The organism is Streptomyces sp. NPDC047049 (genome assembly GCF_040643995.1).
GTDB lineage: Bacteria > Actinomycetota > Actinomycetes > Streptomycetales > Streptomycetaceae > Streptomyces > Streptomyces mooreae.
In genome coordinates, this window is sequence record NZ_JBEYVM010000003.1 from 339,918 (window position 1) to 355,349 (window position 15,432).

The 15,432-nt window shown below is 69.6% G+C and carries 13 protein-coding genes and 1 pseudogene; 5 read left to right on the forward strand and 9 right to left on the reverse strand.

The genetic code is table 11. From position 1 onward, the window contains the following. Positions 1-521: 521 nt before the first annotated feature. Both ABZ851_RS09470 and ABZ851_RS09475 read right to left on the reverse strand, forming a co-directional pair. Complete coding sequence (locus ABZ851_RS09470; protein ID WP_361124366.1) at positions 522-815, reverse strand: hypothetical protein; 294 nt, start codon at positions 813-815, stop codon at positions 522-524. Continuing rightward, positions 812-1,783 carry an SPFH domain-containing protein gene (locus ABZ851_RS09475; RefSeq protein WP_361124368.1) on the reverse strand — a complete coding sequence of 324 codons (972 nt, stop codon included), beginning with the start codon at positions 1,781-1,783 and terminating at the stop codon, positions 812-814. The genes ABZ851_RS09470 and ABZ851_RS09475 overlap by 4 nt, the downstream gene beginning before the upstream one ends. Before the next feature lie 309 nt (positions 1,784-2,092). Here ABZ851_RS09475 and ABZ851_RS09480 point away from each other — a divergent pair, with 309 nt between their 5' ends. Continuing rightward, positions 2,093-4,369, forward strand: coding sequence for a transglycosylase domain-containing protein (locus tag ABZ851_RS09480; protein WP_361124370.1), 2,277 nt, complete (start codon positions 2,093-2,095; stop codon positions 4,367-4,369). Between the two features lie 77 nt (positions 4,370-4,446). On the opposite strand, the gene ABZ851_RS09485 is transcribed toward ABZ851_RS09480, so the two are convergent. From ABZ851_RS09485 to ABZ851_RS09515, 7 genes and pseudogenes are all read right to left on the reverse strand, one after another. Continuing rightward, complete coding sequence (locus ABZ851_RS09485) at positions 4,447-5,910, reverse strand: catalase (protein WP_361124372.1); 1,464 nt, start codon at positions 5,908-5,910, stop codon at positions 4,447-4,449. A 183-nt stretch (positions 5,911-6,093) separates the two neighbouring features. Next, positions 6,094-8,655, reverse strand: a complete 2,562-nt coding sequence (locus ABZ851_RS09490) for a SpoIIE family protein phosphatase (protein WP_361124374.1) — start codon at positions 8,653-8,655, stop codon at positions 6,094-6,096. Positions 8,656-8,745: 90 nt separating this feature from the next. Continuing rightward, positions 8,746-9,429 carry a methyltransferase domain-containing protein gene (locus ABZ851_RS09495; protein ID WP_336049934.1) on the reverse strand — a complete coding sequence of 228 codons (684 nt, stop codon included), beginning with the start codon at positions 9,427-9,429 and terminating at the stop codon, positions 8,746-8,748. A gap of 211 nt (positions 9,430-9,640) precedes the next feature. Beyond that, positions 9,641-10,381, reverse strand: coding sequence for a DUF402 domain-containing protein (locus ABZ851_RS09500; protein WP_361124376.1), 741 nt, complete (start codon positions 10,379-10,381; stop codon positions 9,641-9,643). Positions 10,382-10,520: 139 nt separating this feature from the next. After that, entirely contained in the window at positions 10,521-11,933 is a 1,413-nt protein-coding gene (locus ABZ851_RS09505; protein ID WP_361124378.1) for a class II fumarate hydratase, read from the reverse strand. 52 nt (positions 11,934-11,985) lie between these two features. After that, positions 11,986-12,114, reverse strand: a pseudogene (locus ABZ851_RS09510) (DUF397 domain-containing protein); the annotation flags it as partial. Then, the gene (locus ABZ851_RS09515) at positions 12,083-12,994 is read right to left on the reverse strand and encodes a helix-turn-helix transcriptional regulator (protein ID WP_361124929.1); all 912 of its coding nucleotides are present in this window, start codon (positions 12,992-12,994) and stop codon (positions 12,083-12,085) included. The pseudogene ABZ851_RS09510 and the gene ABZ851_RS09515, both read right to left, overlap by 32 nt. 338 nt (positions 12,995-13,332) lie before the next feature. On the opposite strand from ABZ851_RS09515, the gene ABZ851_RS09520 reads away from it, so the two are divergent. The 4 genes from ABZ851_RS09520 (at position 13,333) to ABZ851_RS09535 (ending at position 14,976) form a co-directional block, all read left to right on the forward strand. Next, positions 13,333-13,503 carry a hypothetical protein gene (locus ABZ851_RS09520; protein WP_336049940.1) on the forward strand — a complete coding sequence of 57 codons (171 nt, stop codon included), beginning with the start codon at positions 13,333-13,335 and terminating at the stop codon, positions 13,501-13,503. Beyond that, positions 13,500-13,706, forward strand: coding sequence for a hypothetical protein (locus ABZ851_RS09525; protein ID WP_361124380.1), 207 nt, complete (start codon positions 13,500-13,502; stop codon positions 13,704-13,706). The genes ABZ851_RS09520 and ABZ851_RS09525 overlap by 4 nt, the downstream gene beginning before the upstream one ends. Positions 13,707-13,765: 59 nt before the next feature. Then, positions 13,766-14,239 carry a nuclear transport factor 2 family protein gene (locus ABZ851_RS09530; protein ID WP_361124382.1) on the forward strand — a complete coding sequence of 158 codons (474 nt, stop codon included), beginning with the start codon at positions 13,766-13,768 and terminating at the stop codon, positions 14,237-14,239. Between the two features lie 239 nt (positions 14,240-14,478). Then, positions 14,479-14,976 (forward strand): hypothetical protein, encoded by a 498-nt coding sequence (locus ABZ851_RS09535; RefSeq protein WP_361124931.1) that lies wholly within the window; start codon positions 14,479-14,481, stop codon positions 14,974-14,976. The last annotated feature ends 456 nt before the right edge of the window (positions 14,977-15,432 follow it).

The following is a 15,432-nucleotide window of genomic DNA, read 5'->3' on the forward strand; positions in this document are numbered from 1 at the left end:
TGGGGGCGCACTTCTCCCGTGCGCTGGACAACCGCTGCGGATCCGGCGGTTGCGCACGGCTCAACTGCGGTTGCGCACGGCTCAACCCGGCGTGCGCGATGACCGGCATCGCGGCGTGACGCGCTGTTTCCTGCGCTGAAAATGCCCCCGGTGGCTGTCAATGCGAATCCCTGACAGCTTTGCAATGCCGCTCAGCTGGTGATCAGCATAGGCGCATCGGGACGGAGGTGTGCAAGACCGGTGAAGAAAATGGCCGGATCGGAAAGGCGGAATGGAAGATTCGGCGTGGGGAGTCACCTCGGCCATTCGGGCAGGCCTCATTCTTGTACCTGCTGTGAACTGGAATGCTGAGGCGTCGGACGTCAATCCGTGTGCTGAGTCCGATTGTTGACCACACCCGTCGCGTGCACGCATGGCGAGCCGCGATCTGTCTGAAGACCATCGTGCCGCCGTCGGGTCCGTGGCACGACGGCCACGGCCGCACCGTCGTTCCTGCATCCCGACAGGCGCTGCGGAGTCCGTCACGCCCCGCCCGAAGAGGCCTCCGGCGGGTTTGCCGGCGGCTTCTTCGGCGGCCGCCCCCGCCGCGGGATCGCCCCCGCCCCCCGCGGCAGCCGCCCCGCCTCCGACAGCGCCTTGCGCAGCAGGAACTCGATCTGCGCATTGGCGCTGCGCAGCTCATCGTCGGCCCAGCGCGCCAGCGCGTCATGGATCGCGGGGTCGAGCCGCAGCAGTACCTGCTTGCGCTGCTGCGGCCGTCGCGCGGGGGTCCGCTCGCCCTCGGCGCCGGACCCCGCGGGGGTTTCGGCACTCACTGGTAGAGGGAACCCGTGTTCAGCACCGGCTGGGCGGCCCGGTCACCGCACAGCACCACCATCAGATTGCTCACCATGGCCGCCTTCCGCTCCTCGTCCAGCTCGACGATGCCCTGCTCGCTGATCCGGTCCAGCGCCTGCTCGACCATGCCGACCGCGCCCTCGACGATCTGCTGGCGGGCCGCGACCACCGCGCCGGCCTGCTGGCGCTGGAGCATCGCCGAGGCGATCTCGGGAGCGTACGCGAGGTGGCTGAAGCGGGACTCGATGATCCGTACGCCGGCGGCCTGGACCCGTGCGGTCAGCTCCAGGGCAAGCTTCTCGGTGATCTCCTCGGCGTTGCCGCGCAGCGACAGGGCGTCCTCGTCGTGCGCGTCATAGGGGTACTCGATGGCGATGTGCCGGACGGCCGCCTCGGTCTGGGTGGCGACGAACTCCAGGAAGTCGTCGACCTCGAAGAGCGCCTGGGCGGTGTCCTCGACCTGCCAGACCACGATCGAGGCCAGCTCGATCGGGTTGCCGTAGGCGTCGTTGACCTTGAGGACCGCGGTCTCGTGGTTGCGCACCCGGGTGGAGATCTTCTGGGCGGTGGTGAGCGGGTTGACCCAGCGCAGGCCGTCCGTGCGGATGGTGCCGACGTACCGTCCGAAGAGCTGGATCACCCGGGCCTCGCCGGGAGCGACCATCTTCACCCCGGTCATGCAGAAGAACGAGCCGAGCAGCAGCGCGACGCCGACGATGATCATCGGCGCTCCCACCGCCTTGTCGCCGCCGTCGCCGAGGATCCCACCGACGATGATCATGGCGATGCCCAGCGCCACACCGAGCACGGTCAGCAAGAGGGCGAGGCCGCCCGGGATGCTGTGCGCCGGGACCTCGCGGACCTGCGGGCGGGGCATCTCGGGAGCGTCGACAGGAAGGTCGGAGCCGGGCCCGGTGGTGCGGTCGGCGGGTGACTGATCGGACATGGAATCCCCGTTTCTCCCCATGCGGCACGTGATGTCCGCCGCAATGGATGATGTCACTGATTTAGCAAAGTGATATCACTTTAACGCCGTGCCGCGAGGGCTGTCCAGTGGTCGTGGGAGGATGTTCCGGCGGCAAGGCCCCAGGTGAGAGCGGGGTGACGCACAAAACCCACCCCTTGGTTCCCCCCGCGCCGGGTGCTGTTTGTCACGTCGGGAAAAGCCTTGATCGATGAGTATTTGTTGACAGATGCGGTGTTAGCTTCAACAGCTGAGTTAGCTGGGGGCGGAACGACTGGAGTTGCTGAAGCGATGGGCCGAGCGGACGCGAGACGGGCGCGACAAGGAAGCGCCCGCCGGGCCAGAACGAAGGACAAGAAGTCCGGCATACGCCGCTTCTTCACCTGGAAGAAGCTCCTCGGAGCCTTCCTCGGGGTGTGCCTGCTGGGCATCCTCGGCTTCATCGGCCTGTACCTGTACGTGGACATACCCAAGGGCAACAACGAAGCCAAGCTGCAGAGCAACGTCTACAAGTACGCCAACGGCAAGGTCATGGCGCGTACGGGGCTGCGCAACCGGGAGAACGTCCCGCTCAGCCGGATACCCAAGGACGTGCAGCGCACCTTCGTCGCCGCGGAGAACAAGAACTTCTACCACGACTCCGGTGTCGACCTGATGGGCACCATGCGCGGCATCTTCAACACGGTGATGGGCCGCGGCAAGCAGGGTGGTTCGACGATCACCCAGCAGTACGTCAAGAACTACTACCTGAGCCAGGAGCAGACGGTTTCCCGCAAGCTCCAGGAGATCGTCATCTCGCTCAAGGTGGACAACAAGTACGGCAAGGACGACATCCTCGCCGGCTACATCAACACCAGCTACTACGGCCGCGGCGCCTACGGCATCCAGGCCGCCGCCCAGGCCTACTACGGCGTGGACGTCGACAAGCTCACCGTCTCGCAGGGCGCCTACCTGGCCTCGCTGCTCCAGGCACCGAACCAGTACGACTGGACCCTGGCGACCGACGCCGGCAAGAAGCGGGTCCAGGAGCGCTGGGCCTACACCCTCGACAACATGGTCGAGATGAAGTGGCTCTCCCCGGAGGAGCGCCGCAAGCAGACGTTCCAGCGGCCGAAGGACCCCAAGCCGCTGAGCGGCGTGAGCGGCCAGACCAACTACCTCGTCGAGCAGGCCAAGCAGGAGCTCTTCGCCCAGGGCGTCGACGAGAAGCAGTTCGCGGCCGGCGGCTGGACGGTCACCCTCGGCATCGACAAGAACAAGCAGAAGGCGCTGGAGGCATCCGTCAAGCGCAAGCTGCTCGCCGACCTCGACCCCAAGAAGCGCAAGGTCGACGCGGACGCCCAGCTCGGTGCCACCTCGGTGGACCCCAAGACGGGGCACATCGTGGCGATGTACGGCGGCGAGGGCCCGCCCAAGCACTACCGGAACAACGCCACCCGCACCGACTACCAGGCCGCCTCCACCTTCAAGCCGCTGATCCTGGCCTCCGCGATGGAGAACAACGCGGTCACCCAGGACGGCGTCCCGATCACCCCGAACACGATCTACGACGGCCGCAACCGCCGTCCGGTCGTCGGCGGCAAGATCGCCTTCGCGCCGCCCAACGAGGACGAGCGCGAGTACGGGAAGATCAGCGTCCAGACGGCGACCAACAACTCCGTCAACGCCGTCTTCGCGCAGATGGGCGCGGACGTCGGCCTGGACAAGGTCAAGCAGACCGCGGTCAGCCTCGGCATGGCCGACACGATGGACGTCAAGCCCGCCATGACCCTGGGCACCATGGGCGCCAGCCCGCTCCAGATGGCCGGCGCGTACGCCACCCTCGACAACCACGGCAAGAAGGTCACCCCGACGCTGGTCACCCAGGCCACGCACAGCGTCAACGGGGCCGAGACGAAGGTGCCGCTGAAGGACCCGATCGGCGATCAGGTGCTCAGCCGCAAGACCGCCGACACCGTCACCTCCGTACTGACGGGCGTGGTCAACGACGGCACCGCCTCGGAGGCCGTGAAGAACACCGCCTACAAGGCGGCCGGCAAGACCGGTACCTCCGACGACGACAAGTCGGCGTGGTTCGTGGGCTACACGCCCAAGCTGGTCACCGCCGTCGGCATGTTCGGCGAGTCGCCCCACGGCGGCCGGCAGGTCACCCTCAAGAACGCGGGTGGCGACGGCCGGGTCAACGGCGGCGGCTACCCGGCCCGGGTGTGGGCCGACTACACCGCGGCGGCGCTGAACGGCAACACCGGCGCGGACTTCGACCTGGAGACCGACCTGGGCGCCGGGGTACCCCCGACCCCCACCCCGACGCCGAGCCATTCGCCGTCGTCCAGCCCGAGCCCGTCCAAGTCGCCGAGCGATTCGCCCTCGCCGACCCCGTCGAAGCCGAGCGGGCCGCCCTCGCCGAGCCACAGCGGGCGGCCGAGCCCGCCCGTCCCGTCCGACTCCGGCTCGCCGGACGGCGGGGTGGACGGCGGCGGCGGTGCCGGCGGCGACGGCGGCCCCGGCGGCGGCACCGGGACCGACACCGGCGGCAACAAAGCCGACAGCCTGACCGGCTTCCGCTGACGCCGTTCCGTACGCACCGCAGCGCGGCCCCCGCCTCACCGGCGGGGGCCGCGCTGTTGTGCCGGAGCGGTGGTTCCTCAGCCGCCGTTCACCTTGTGGGCGATCCGGTCGCCCACGTTCTTGTCGATGTTGCGCCAGTACTGCAGGGCGCGGTCCAGCACCGGGCGGCTGACGCCGTTCAGCAGATGGCCGGAGACATTGCCGACGAGCCGGTCGCGGGCCGCGTCGTCGAGGACCTGGCGGACCATCGTGCCCGGCTGGCCGAAGTCGTCGTCGTCACGGCGCAGCGTGTAGGCCTCGCGGACCATCTCGCCGCCGGTCTCCCAGCCCGCGGGCTCCCCGTAGCGCAGGGTGTCCGCCGCCGGGCCGCCGTAGCTGTTCGGGGCGTAGGGCCGGGCCGTACGGGCCGGGTCGAACCGCATCGGGCCGTCCTTCGCGTACGAGTGGACGGGGACGTGCGGCCGGTTGGGCGGCAGCTGCAGGTAGTTCGGGCCGATGCGGTAGCGATGGGTGTCCGGGTAGGAGAACAGCCGGCCCAGCAGCATCTTGTCCGGCGACGGGCCGATGCCCGGCACCATGTTGGACGGTTCGAACGCCGCCTGCTCGATGTGGATGAAGTAGTCCTCGGGGTTCTTGTTGAGCGTCATCCGCCCGACCTCGATCAGCGGGTAGTCGCCGTGCGGCCACACCTTGGTCAGGTCGAACGGGTTGAACCGGTAGTCCGGGGCGTCCGCGAACGGCATGACCTGGACGTACAGCGTCCACGACGGGGCGTTGCCGCCGTCGATGGCCTCGAACAGATCACGGCGGTGGTAGTCGGCGTCCTCGCCGGCGATCCGGTCCGCGTCCTCCTGGGTGAGGAAGTCGATGCCCTGGTCGGTCTTGAAGTGGTACTTGATCCAGAACTTCTCGCCGCCGGCGTTGACCCACATGTAGGTGTGCGAGCCGTAGCCGTTCATGTGGCGGTAGGTCTTGGGGATGCCGCGGTCGCCCATCAGCCAGGTGACCTGGTGGGCGGACTCCGGCGACAGCGTCCAGAAGTCCCACTGCATGTCGTTGTCGCGCATCCCGTTGTCAGGGCGGCGCTTCTGCGAGCGGATGAAGTCCTGGAACTTGATCGTGTCACGGACGAAGAAGACCGGGGTGTTGTTGCCCACCAGGTCGTAGTTGCCGTCCTCGGTGTAGAACTTCAGGGCGAAGCCGCGGGGGTCGCGCCAGGTGTCGGGGGAGCCCTGCTCGCCCGCGACGGTCGAGAAGCGGGCCAGCATCTCGGTGGTCTTGCCCGGCTGGAAGAGGTCCGCCTTGGTGAACTGGCTGACGTCGTTGGTGACCTGGAAGAAGCCGTAGGCGCCGGCGCCCTTGGCGTGTACCACCCGCTCGGGGACCCGTTCGCGGTTGAACTGGGCCATCTTCTCGATGAGGTAGTGGTCCTGAAGCAGGATCGGGCCGTCCGGACTCACAGTGAGTGAGTGTTCGTCGCTCTCCACCGGAATGCCGGCGTTGTTCGTCGTGCGCGGGACGTGGTGCGCGGTGCTGGACATGGAGGAGTGCCTCCTGTTTCGACGACGGGGAGTAGGGGGCGGTCGGTCCCGAATTGGGCAAGTCAGTCCCTTACATCCACCCAAGCAGTCAACTACCCCGACAGCACGTCGGCAAGAGTTGGACCCCGTCCGATCTCAGACGGGGTCCAGCATATGGGACGGGCTGCCGGGGCCCGCCCGGCGTCAGCGGCGCAGCACCCCCGGCGGCATCGACAGCTCGAACCAGACGACCTTTCCCATGCTCAGACGGGTCGCGCCCCAGCGCCGCGCCATCCGGTTGACGAGGTAGAGGCCACGCCCGCCCTCGTCCGACGGCCGGGCCTGGCGCAGCCGCGGAAGCTGCGGAACGTCGTCACCCACTTCGCAGCGCAGTACGTCCGTTCGCAGCAACCGCAGGGTGATCGGCCGCTCCGCGTACCGCACGGCATTCGTCACCACCTCGCTGACCAGCAGCTCCAGCTGGTCGGTCAGCTCCTCCAGACCCCAGCGCGCCAGCGCCCGCCGGGCCAGCCGGCGGGCCTGCCCGGCCGTCTGCGCCTTCGGGTCCAGATACCAGTACGCGACATCGCTCGGCGCGATCCCGTCGAACCGGGCGGCCAGCAGCGCGATGTCGTCATCGCGGTCGCCGGGGCCCAGCATGTCCAGCACCTCGTCGCACATCGGCTCCAGCGGCGGCGGGTTGGGACCCGTCAGCCGGGCCGTCTCCGCCAGCCGCTCCCGCAGCTGCTCGATCCCGGTCCACACGTCCCGGATCCGCGACTCGACCAGTCCATCGGTATAGAGGACGAGCGTGGCGCCCGCCGGGGCGTCCAGCTCCACCGCCTCGAAGTCCACCCCGCCGACGCCGATCGGCGCGCCCGACGGCACCCGCAGCACCTCCGCGCGCCCGCCGCGATGCAGCATCACCGGCGGCGGATGCCCCGCGTTGGCGATGGTGATCCGGTGCGCGACCGGGTCGTAGACCGCGTACATGCAGGTCGCCATCCGGTCCGTGCCCAGCCGCTGGGCCTGCTCGTCGAGATGGTGCAAGACCTCCTGCGGCGGCAGGTCCAGCCCCGCCAGCGTCTGCGCGGTCGTGCGCAGCTGCCCCATGATCGCGGCCGAGGTCATCGAGTGGCCCATCACATCGCCGACCACCAGCGCCACCCGGCTGCCCGGCAGCGGGATCGCGTCGTACCAGTCGCCGCCCACCCGGGCGGTCTCCGCGGCCGGCAGATAGCGGCTGGCCAGCCGCACCCCGGTCGGCTGCGGCAGCGAGTCCGGCAGCATCGTGCGCTGCAGCGCGTCGGCGATGTACGCCTCACGGCCGTAGAGCACCGCCTTGTCCACGCCCAGCGCGGTGTGCGTCGCCAGCTGCGCGGCCACCAGCAGATCGTCCGGCTCGAACGCCGGGCGGTCCGGGCGGCGCAGGAACACCGCGGCACCGATCACCCGGCGGCGGCCGCGCAGCGGCGCCAGGATCACCCGGTGGCCGCCGGGCAGCCGCGGATCCGGACCCAGCAGCTCCGGCAGCGCCGTCCGCGCCGCCTGCGCCTCGCCGAACAGCGGCCGTACGCCCCGCAGTACCTCGGCCAGCGGGCCGCCGGGCTCCACCTCGGCCAGCTCCGCCGCGCTGCCGCCCATCGCCGGGCCCAGATCGGGCTGCGCGGGCAGCACCGGCAGCCGGCCGCCGTTGGTGTCCGGCTCCTCCGGGATCCGGTCGGTACGGCGCAGCCGCAGCACCACCGGGCCGGTCGGACGCTCGTCGCCCACCGGCAGCGGATCGCGCAGATAGACGAGGATGGCGTCGGCGAACGTCGGTACCGTCGCCCGGCACAGCCCGAGCACGATCTCGTCGAGGTCGATACCGCGGGCGATCCGCCGCGTCGCCGCCCCGATGAAGCGCAGCCGGTCGCCGCCGGCCTGCCGGGCCGCGGCCACCTCACTGCTCTCGCCCGGATGCGCCGAGCGGGCCGGGGGAGCGGAAGGCGGGTCCTGCGCCGGGCCGTTCTGACCGGGCACCGGGGCCGCGGTGGCCTCCCCGGCCGCCGGGTGCGCGGCCTCACCGTGGGCGCCCGGTCCGGCGGAGCGTCCGCCGTGCGGCGCCGGCGACTGCCCCGGCACCGTCCCGCCCGGCCCGCCGCCGCGCGGCCGCCCGATGCCCTCGCCGTCGTGCCGCGGGCGCTGCCCGTGGTGCGGCTCCTCGCCCGGCTCCGGCGCCTGGGCGCGGCCCACCGCGCCCTGCGCCACCCGCCGCGCGGCACGGGCCGTCTCGCGCCCCGCATCCGCTGCCCCGCCCGGCCGTCCTCCCGCAGGCATGGCCACCTCCCCGTACGTGTCGCCGTATGCCTCCCCGTACGGGAGTGAGACGTCCCGTGCGGCGGCATGACCGCCGCTGTGCGCGGCGCTGTGATCACTGGTGCGCCCGCCGGTGTGGCCCGCGGCGGCGTCGTCCGCGTCCGCCGACGGGTCCCGCCGCGCCGCGCCGTGATCCACGGGCGGCTCACCGCCGTGGCGGCCGGCCGGTGGACCGGCCGAGGCCGAGACGGCGACACCGGCGAGGCCTATGTCGTCACCGCCGCGCACCGCGAACCCGGCGCCCGGCGACGGGGCGAACCCCGCCGCGGTGGGCTGCTGCAGGGCGCTGCGCGGGTCGGGGACCGCGCCGAACGACGCCGTCCCGGCCGGCCCCCGAGCAGGGGACGCCGAGGGCGCGGCGGTCGAGGCCGACCGCCGCGATTCGTGGGAGGTGGGGTGCTCCGTCACGCGTGGGATTCCATCCGTCCGGGGCTGTGCGCCGAACGCGCCGCGTTGCGAGCGCGCCGCCCGTACGGGACGCGCCCAACGCGCTGCGTGTCAGGCGCGTCGCAGGTGCAGAAAGAGCTGGATCTCGGGTGGTACGTCCGTACTCGACGGGGCGTATGCGTAGGCATCCTCCCCGACGACGTCGAAACCCGCGTCGTGCACGACCCGGCGCAGGTCGTCCCGCAGGTAACCCGATACCCGGATCGAGTTGCCCAGGAACGGAATGGTGAAGTCGTCCACATCCGCCTCGACCATGGACAGGGCGAGCAGCCCCTCGGGACGTAGCAGATCATGGAGCATGCCCAGTGCGTAAGGGATTTCCGCACGGGGCAGCATCAGAAGGCAAAAATAAGCGGCGATTGCGTCGAAAGAACCGGATCCGCCGAGCCGGCCGCTGCGCAGATCGGCGATGTCCAGCCGGTGGAAATCGGCTCCCGGGACGTTCTCCCGGGCCAGTGCGACCATCGAGGGGGAGAGATCGATTCCCACGACGCGGTGTCCGGCGTCCGAGAGCTGACGGGCGGTCGGCAGGCCCGTACCGCATCCGAGATCCAGGATGCGTGAGCCGGCGGGGAGGGTGTCGGCCAGCCAGGTGCCCGAGGCGAGCTGGCCCTCCTTGTGCGGGAAGGCGTCGTCGTACCGGTCGCCGATGGCGTCGAACGCCTCGGCCTGCCCGGCCCGGTCCAGTGCTAACCGGTGGAGCCCCTCGTATCCGTCGTAGTGAGTTGCACTCACGACCTCGCGCCTCCTGCGACCGCAGTCAAGTTCGTTTTCCCGTTCTGGAGTTGCGCCTGTGCAGTCTTGCGGAGGACGATCCTACGTTTGAAGACCCGGGGCGCAGCAAGGGGGCTCGGCCCCGCTCCTCGCCCCGCAGGAAACAGCATTGCCCATAGGCGCAGCTTCCCACGGTTCGCCCCCTTCACTCGTGTGGTTTCACTTCACTCCCTCACGACCGCAAACGATCCGGCGCGCGGTCCCAGTTGTCCGGGAGCCGGGGAACGTCCCAGGCCGGATCGGGCCGCCAGTCCTCCCAGCCGTCCGCGTACGGCTCCCGCCAGGCCGTGATCTGTGCGATTGCGGCCCGGCCCGCCGACCTGACCTCGGCGGCCTGTGCGTCGGTCATCAGCCCGTCCCGCTGGGCCTGTGCGAACTCGTCCTCGTCCCGCCACTCCCAGTGCCGGTCCGGATAGACGCAGATGTCGAGAAAGTGGTCCTCGGAGTCAATGCCGCCCGCCCAACGGCGGCGCGGCTCCTCCAGATTGACGTACCAGTTCTTGAACTGCCAGCCGTGTTCCCAGAACAGCCACACCGACCACGGGTCACCGGGCCGGGCCAGCTTCAGCACACCGGTGCCGAACCACTGGTCGTGGCTGGTCCGGCGTGGTTTGGTGTAGCGGGTGGACAGCGGCTCGCGGTGTACGGGCGTGCCGTCGGCGAGCACCGGTTTGATGCAGGGCGTGCCCGGCGCCATCCACACGGCGAGCAGTTCGTCGGTGTCCTGGACCACGGTCATCGGACGACAGATGTGGAACCGTCCGGAGTCGGCGTTGTCGCGGTAGCGCCAGAGGATGTGGTCCCCCGGCGCCCAGTGTGACGCCGCCGCACCGTCCGCCGTCCGCCCCGCCCCGGCCGTCCCGCGTCCGCCGGGCGTCTCGCCTTCCGTCGTGTCCACCGTGTCCGCTGTCATGCGCAGATCTTAGTTGCGCGGCATGACGCGCGCCGTGACATGAGACGCACCGGGCGTTACGGGCATGATAAAGAGGGCCGCCGCCCGGAACCCGCGCCGCAACAGGAGCATCGACGCGGGAAGCGAGGCGCCGGCCGGATCAGGGCCGCGTCATCCGCAGCACGTCCAGCGCCTCGTCCAACTGCTCCTCGCTCAGCAGCCCCCGCTCGACATAGCCGCCCTCCAGCACCACTTCACGGATCGTCTTCCGCTCGGCGAGCGACTTCTTGGCGACCTTCGCCGCCTCCTCGTACCCGAGGTACTTGTTGAGCGGCGTGACGACCGACGGCGACGACTCGGCGTACTCCCGGGAGCGTTCCGCGTTCGCGGTGATCCCGTCGACCGTACGGTCCGCCAGCAGCCGGGAGACATTGGCCAGCAGCCGCACCGACTCCAGTACGTTCTTCCCGATCACCGGCAGCATCACGTTCAGCTCGAAGTTGCCGGCCGCCCCGGCCGCCGCCACCGTCGCGTCATTGCCGGTGACCTGCGCCGCCACCATCAGCACCGCCTCCGGGATCACCGGGTTGACCTTCCCCGGCATGATCGACGAGCCCGGCTGCAGATCCGGCAGCGCGATCTCCGCGAGCCCGGTGCGCGGCCCGGACGCCATCCACCGCAGATCGTTGGCGATCTTCGTCAGCCCGACCCCGATCGTCCGCAGCTGCCCGCTCGTCTCGACGATCCCGTCGCGCGCCCCCTGCGCCTCGAAGTGATCGCGCGCCTCGGTCAGCGGCAGCCCCGTCGCCCGCGCCACTTCGGCGATGACCGCGGCCGGGAATCCGGGCGGGGTGTTGATCCCCGTCCCCACCGCCGTGCCGCCCAGCGGCAGTTCCGCCAGCCGCGGCAGCGACGCCCGCAGCCGCTCGACGCCGTAGCGCACCTGGGCGGCATAGCCGCCGAACTCCTGTCCCAGCGTCACCGGCGTCGCATCCATCAGATGCGTCCGCCCCGACTTCACGACCTCGGCGAACTCCTCCGCCTTGCGCTCCAGTGCCTCCGCCAGATGCTCCAGTGCCGGAATCAGATCGCCCAGGACGGCCGATGTCGCCGCGATGTGAATCGAGGACGGAAAGACATCGTTGGACGACTGGCTCGCATTGACGTGGTCGTTCGGATGGACCTCCCGGCCCAGCCGCTCACCCGCCAGCGTCGCGATGACCTCGTTGGTGTTCATGTTCGACGACGTCCCGGACCCGGTCTGGAACACGTCAACGGGGAAGTGGTCGTCCCACTGCCCCTCCGCGACGGCCGCGGCGGCCTCCTGCACGGCCTCCGCGATGTCCCTGTCCAGCACCCCCAGCTCGCCGTTCACCTTGGCCGCGGCCCCCTTGATCCGGGCCAGCGCCTCGATGTGCGCCCGCTCCAGCCGCTGCCCCGAGACCGGGAAGTTCTCCACCGCACGCTGCGTCTGCGCCCGCCATTTCGCGTACGCGGGCACCTGCACCTCCCCCATGGAGTCGTGCTCGGTCCGAAAGCCGCCGGAGTCGCCGAATGCGCTGTTGTCACTCATACCTATGTCAGTGCCCGGAAACGCCGATCTGTTCCCGGGCACCGCACGGATGTCACCTGCCTGCGGGGCGCGCACCCTTCAGTTCCGCTATGAAGGCGGTCCAGGCGGGGGCAGGGATGAGCAGGGCGGGGCCGTCGGCGTTCTTGCTGTCACGGACGGGGACGAGGGCGGGGTAGCCGTCGGCGACCTGGACGCAGTCGCCACCCGCCTGATTGCTGTAGCTGGACTTGCGCCAGACGGCGGCGCTCAGGTCGGGACGGAACGCGCTCATCGTGGGTGTCCTCCATCGCGGATCGGATCATGTCTTGTGACATGTTTGGCGGCAGAGCCAGAGCTCGAAGCCGATCGTAGGCGACGCTGTAGGAGCTCACTTCCCTTGGATCCTCGATGAGTTGACCATAGTCAGCGCCCTCGGTGTAGGCGGCTTCCGAGCCATCCGGCATGGTCAGGACCGTAAGTGACCCACCCATCGTGTCGTGCCTGCCGCTTCTGAAGGGCAGTACTTGCAACGTGATGCGGGGATCCGCTGAGGCGGCCAACAGTCGCGCGAACTGCGCCCGCATGACGGCCGGCTCGCTGAGAGGCCGTGCGAGGACCGCCTCGTCGAGCACCGCCCATAGTTCCGGACCATCGGGCCGCTCCAGCCTGGCCTGTCGGCCGAGCCGAGCAGCCACCCGCTCCTCCAGTTGTTCAGTGGATTCGAGCGACCGGTCAAGTCTCAGGAGATCGCGGGCGTAGTCCTCGGTCTGGAGGAGCCCGGGGACGACGGCCGCCATGAACTGCCTGATGGTCACCGCCCGCTCCGAGCGCTCTATGAAGGCCTGCGCCCAGTCCGGGAACGTCTCCCGGTAGACATGTGGCCACAGCTCGATCAGCAACTCATCGCCACCCACCGCCTCGTCCAGGACGCGCGTCAGCTCCAGCGTCGGCTTGGCGCCCGTGGTCCGTTCGAGCTGGTTGATCCGGGTGGGGTGCGTATGCGCCCGGCGGCCCAGCTGAGTCTGCGTGAGACCGGCATTCAGACGGAGTCTGCGCAGGCGAGTGGCGAAGAGTGCCGCCATCGATGCCGAGGGATCAATTTCTTTGGCCACAGCCTCACTTCCGTCCTTACGGCTGCGGGAGTAAGGAGCTACCCCCTTTCGCAGCGTACGCCGCAGGGCAACGATGTGGACACGGAAAGTGACGATCCGCTCGAAGGTGGGGCGGACGGCAGGAGGCCCCGGCGGTCGCGCGAACGACCCCGGGGCATGGTCAACGCCGCGAAATGCACAGGAGCGTCAACATGGTTCAGCCTATTGCCCGTTGCCTCGCGTGGGTGCGGGCTTTACTCATCCCGCGAGCGATCCCGCGAGCGCCGGGCCGGCACCGGGCAGCTGCCCCGTCCCCGTGCTGCGGCCCGGTGGCCGTCCGCACGGTCCTCGTGCGGCCGTGGAACCCGCCGCCGCTGCCGGGCCGGGTGCGGCGGCGCAGGCCCGTCGAACCACCGCTGGACGGCGACGCGTCACCCCTCGTCCGCCCCTACTACGCCGCCTACGAGCGGCAGCCGCAGCCCGCCGAGGTGGTCTGGTGAGCGTCGGCCGCACGCCGCCGGGGATGCCGGAGCCGCCCCGGCAGTCCTTGATGACGCTGCGGGTCTACACCGCGACCCGCGACGGCATCGTGAAAGACGAACGGGCGCCGGTCCATGTCGTGGCCGGTGACCGGTTCGACCTCTACGGGCTCAGCCAGGCCTGGCCGCCCTGCGCCTGCCCGCGTCATCGCGAGCGGCGGTAGCGCCACCGCCGCCGGCAAAGCCGTGGTGGCGGTGTGTCCGGCGCTGCTACCAAGTGGGGATGGAAACCACAGCTCTTGACCCCATGGAGTGCCTGCTCGCCGAGCGGGCCTGCGAGCGTCTGATCGTCGAGTTCGTCCGCCGGCTCGATCTCGGGGACCCGGCATCGGTGGCGGCTCTGTTCACCCCCGACGGGGTCTGGGAGTGGCCGCACGGCGACCGCCGGGTGCAGGGGCGGGGCGCGCTCCGCGACTACTTCGGCGCGCGGCCCGCTGACCGGCTGTCGCGCCGTATGTGCACCAACATCCTGGTCACCGTCACCTCTCCGGCGACGGCCACCGCCACCACCTACTTCGCGACCTACCGGGTCGACGGCTACCAAGAGGGCATGGTGCCGTCGCGGCCGCCGACCCAAGTGGGGCACTACGAGGACACCTTCCGCAAGGTCGACGGCGTCTGGCTCCTCGCCACCCGGACCACGTTCCTGCCCTTCGCCGGTCCGACGGAACAACTCGGGGACCCCGGTGGGGCGTGAGGGCGCATCCGGCATGATCAGCCCAAACCGCTCTCGAACGCCTTATGTCTGACCACGGCCGGGACGCCGGGTATGCGAGCTACGCAAAATTACGCGGAATTCATCCGATTCCATGGATCCGCCCTCGTTAAGGAATCTCCATTTCCAGCAAACTCATTGCGTGCATATAGCCGCGCTGGTAGCGTCCTTCGCAAGATCAACACACTTCAGAGTGTTATTGGGGGATTGACTTCGTGAGTATGCGAAGCAAGGGGATCTCGACCGCGATCGCCTTCGCCATGACCGGCGCGATGTGTGGCATCAGCGCGCAGACCGCAAACGCAGCTTCGGGGGAAGACGAAGGGGGTGCAGTCGTCGCGCGGGCGGTAGCGGAAGCGCAGGTTCACGCTGCTGGAGCCGATGAAATCTGCGCCGTTCTGGGGATCGGCAGTGGCGCGGCCGGCCTTTCCAAGGCGCTGGCCAAGGGGGCTTCGTGGGTAGGCATCGGCGCCAGCGTAGGGTGCTATGCGTACACGAAGGCGAAGGAAGCCACGCCCGCGCAAAAGCGAGCAGCCATGATCAAGTCCTACAAGAACTACCAGGCGAAGAGTGATCTCGGGAAGCTCGAGGCGCTTGGCTATTCTTGCCGGAAGGAGGGTGGCGGCGGCGGTGGCGGCACCGACTTCGCCTCCTTCGCGGGGTACCGGGATATCAAAATGAAGGGCGTCACGTACAAGTGCGGCAATATCCGGGACTGACCGGTCGCCGCGGTCCGGGCCATGGGGAGCGGTGCTTGCTCTCCGTGGCCCTGGCCGTAGTGAGCTTGCTGTGGTTCACACAGGTCACGGCCCCATGGGCGACCGTGATGTGTGGGGTCGGCGCGGTCGGGGGAGCGCTGGGGGTGCTCTACTTCGGGTGGCGCTACCTTCGCTCGCGCGGGAATGCGCAATAACGTCGGTCTGGCGTCCGCCTGGCGCTTGGCGTGCTCCGTGCCCTCCGCTTCGGCGTCATCGGGAATGCCGAAGCGTCGAACTGCTGCTACGTCGAGCCGCCGATACGTCGAGCCGCCGTAATGATCCGCTCTTTGCCTTTACGGGGGTGGGGTGGCTTTCCCCGGATCCCATCCCCTCTTGTTCAGCACGGCTTACTCAGCTTGCCTGCGGATATGGCAGCACCTGGGGCCACAGCTTCAGTCTTGTTCGCTTCTTCCAGGA

What these genes read in the sequence shown, in the direction of transcription:
- ABZ851_RS09500 (WP_361124376.1), bottom strand. Translation starts at nt 10,381, where the DNA reads ATGACAGCGGACACGGTGGACACGACGGAAGGCGAGACGCCCGGCGGA.
- ABZ851_RS09530 (WP_361124382.1), top strand. Translation starts at nt 13,766, where the DNA reads ATGGAAACCACAGCTCTTGACCCCATGGAGTGCCTGCTCGCCGAGCGG.
- ABZ851_RS09475 (WP_361124368.1), bottom strand. Translation starts at nt 1,783, where the DNA reads ATGTCCGATCAGTCACCCGCCGACCGCACCACCGGGCCCGGCTCCGAC.
- ABZ851_RS09480 (WP_361124370.1), top strand. Translation starts at nt 2,093, where the DNA reads ATGGGCCGAGCGGACGCGAGACGGGCGCGACAAGGAAGCGCCCGCCGG.
- ABZ851_RS09485 (WP_361124372.1), bottom strand. Translation starts at nt 5,910, where the DNA reads ATGTCCAGCACCGCGCACCACGTCCCGCGCACGACGAACAACGCCGGC.
- ABZ851_RS09515 (WP_361124929.1), bottom strand. Translation starts at nt 12,994, where the DNA reads ATGGCGGCACTCTTCGCCACTCGCCTGCGCAGACTCCGTCTGAATGCC.
- ABZ851_RS09535 (WP_361124931.1), top strand. Translation starts at nt 14,479, where the DNA reads ATGCGAAGCAAGGGGATCTCGACCGCGATCGCCTTCGCCATGACCGGC.
- ABZ851_RS09505 (WP_361124378.1), bottom strand. Translation starts at nt 11,933, where the DNA reads ATGAGTGACAACAGCGCATTCGGCGACTCCGGCGGCTTTCGGACCGAG.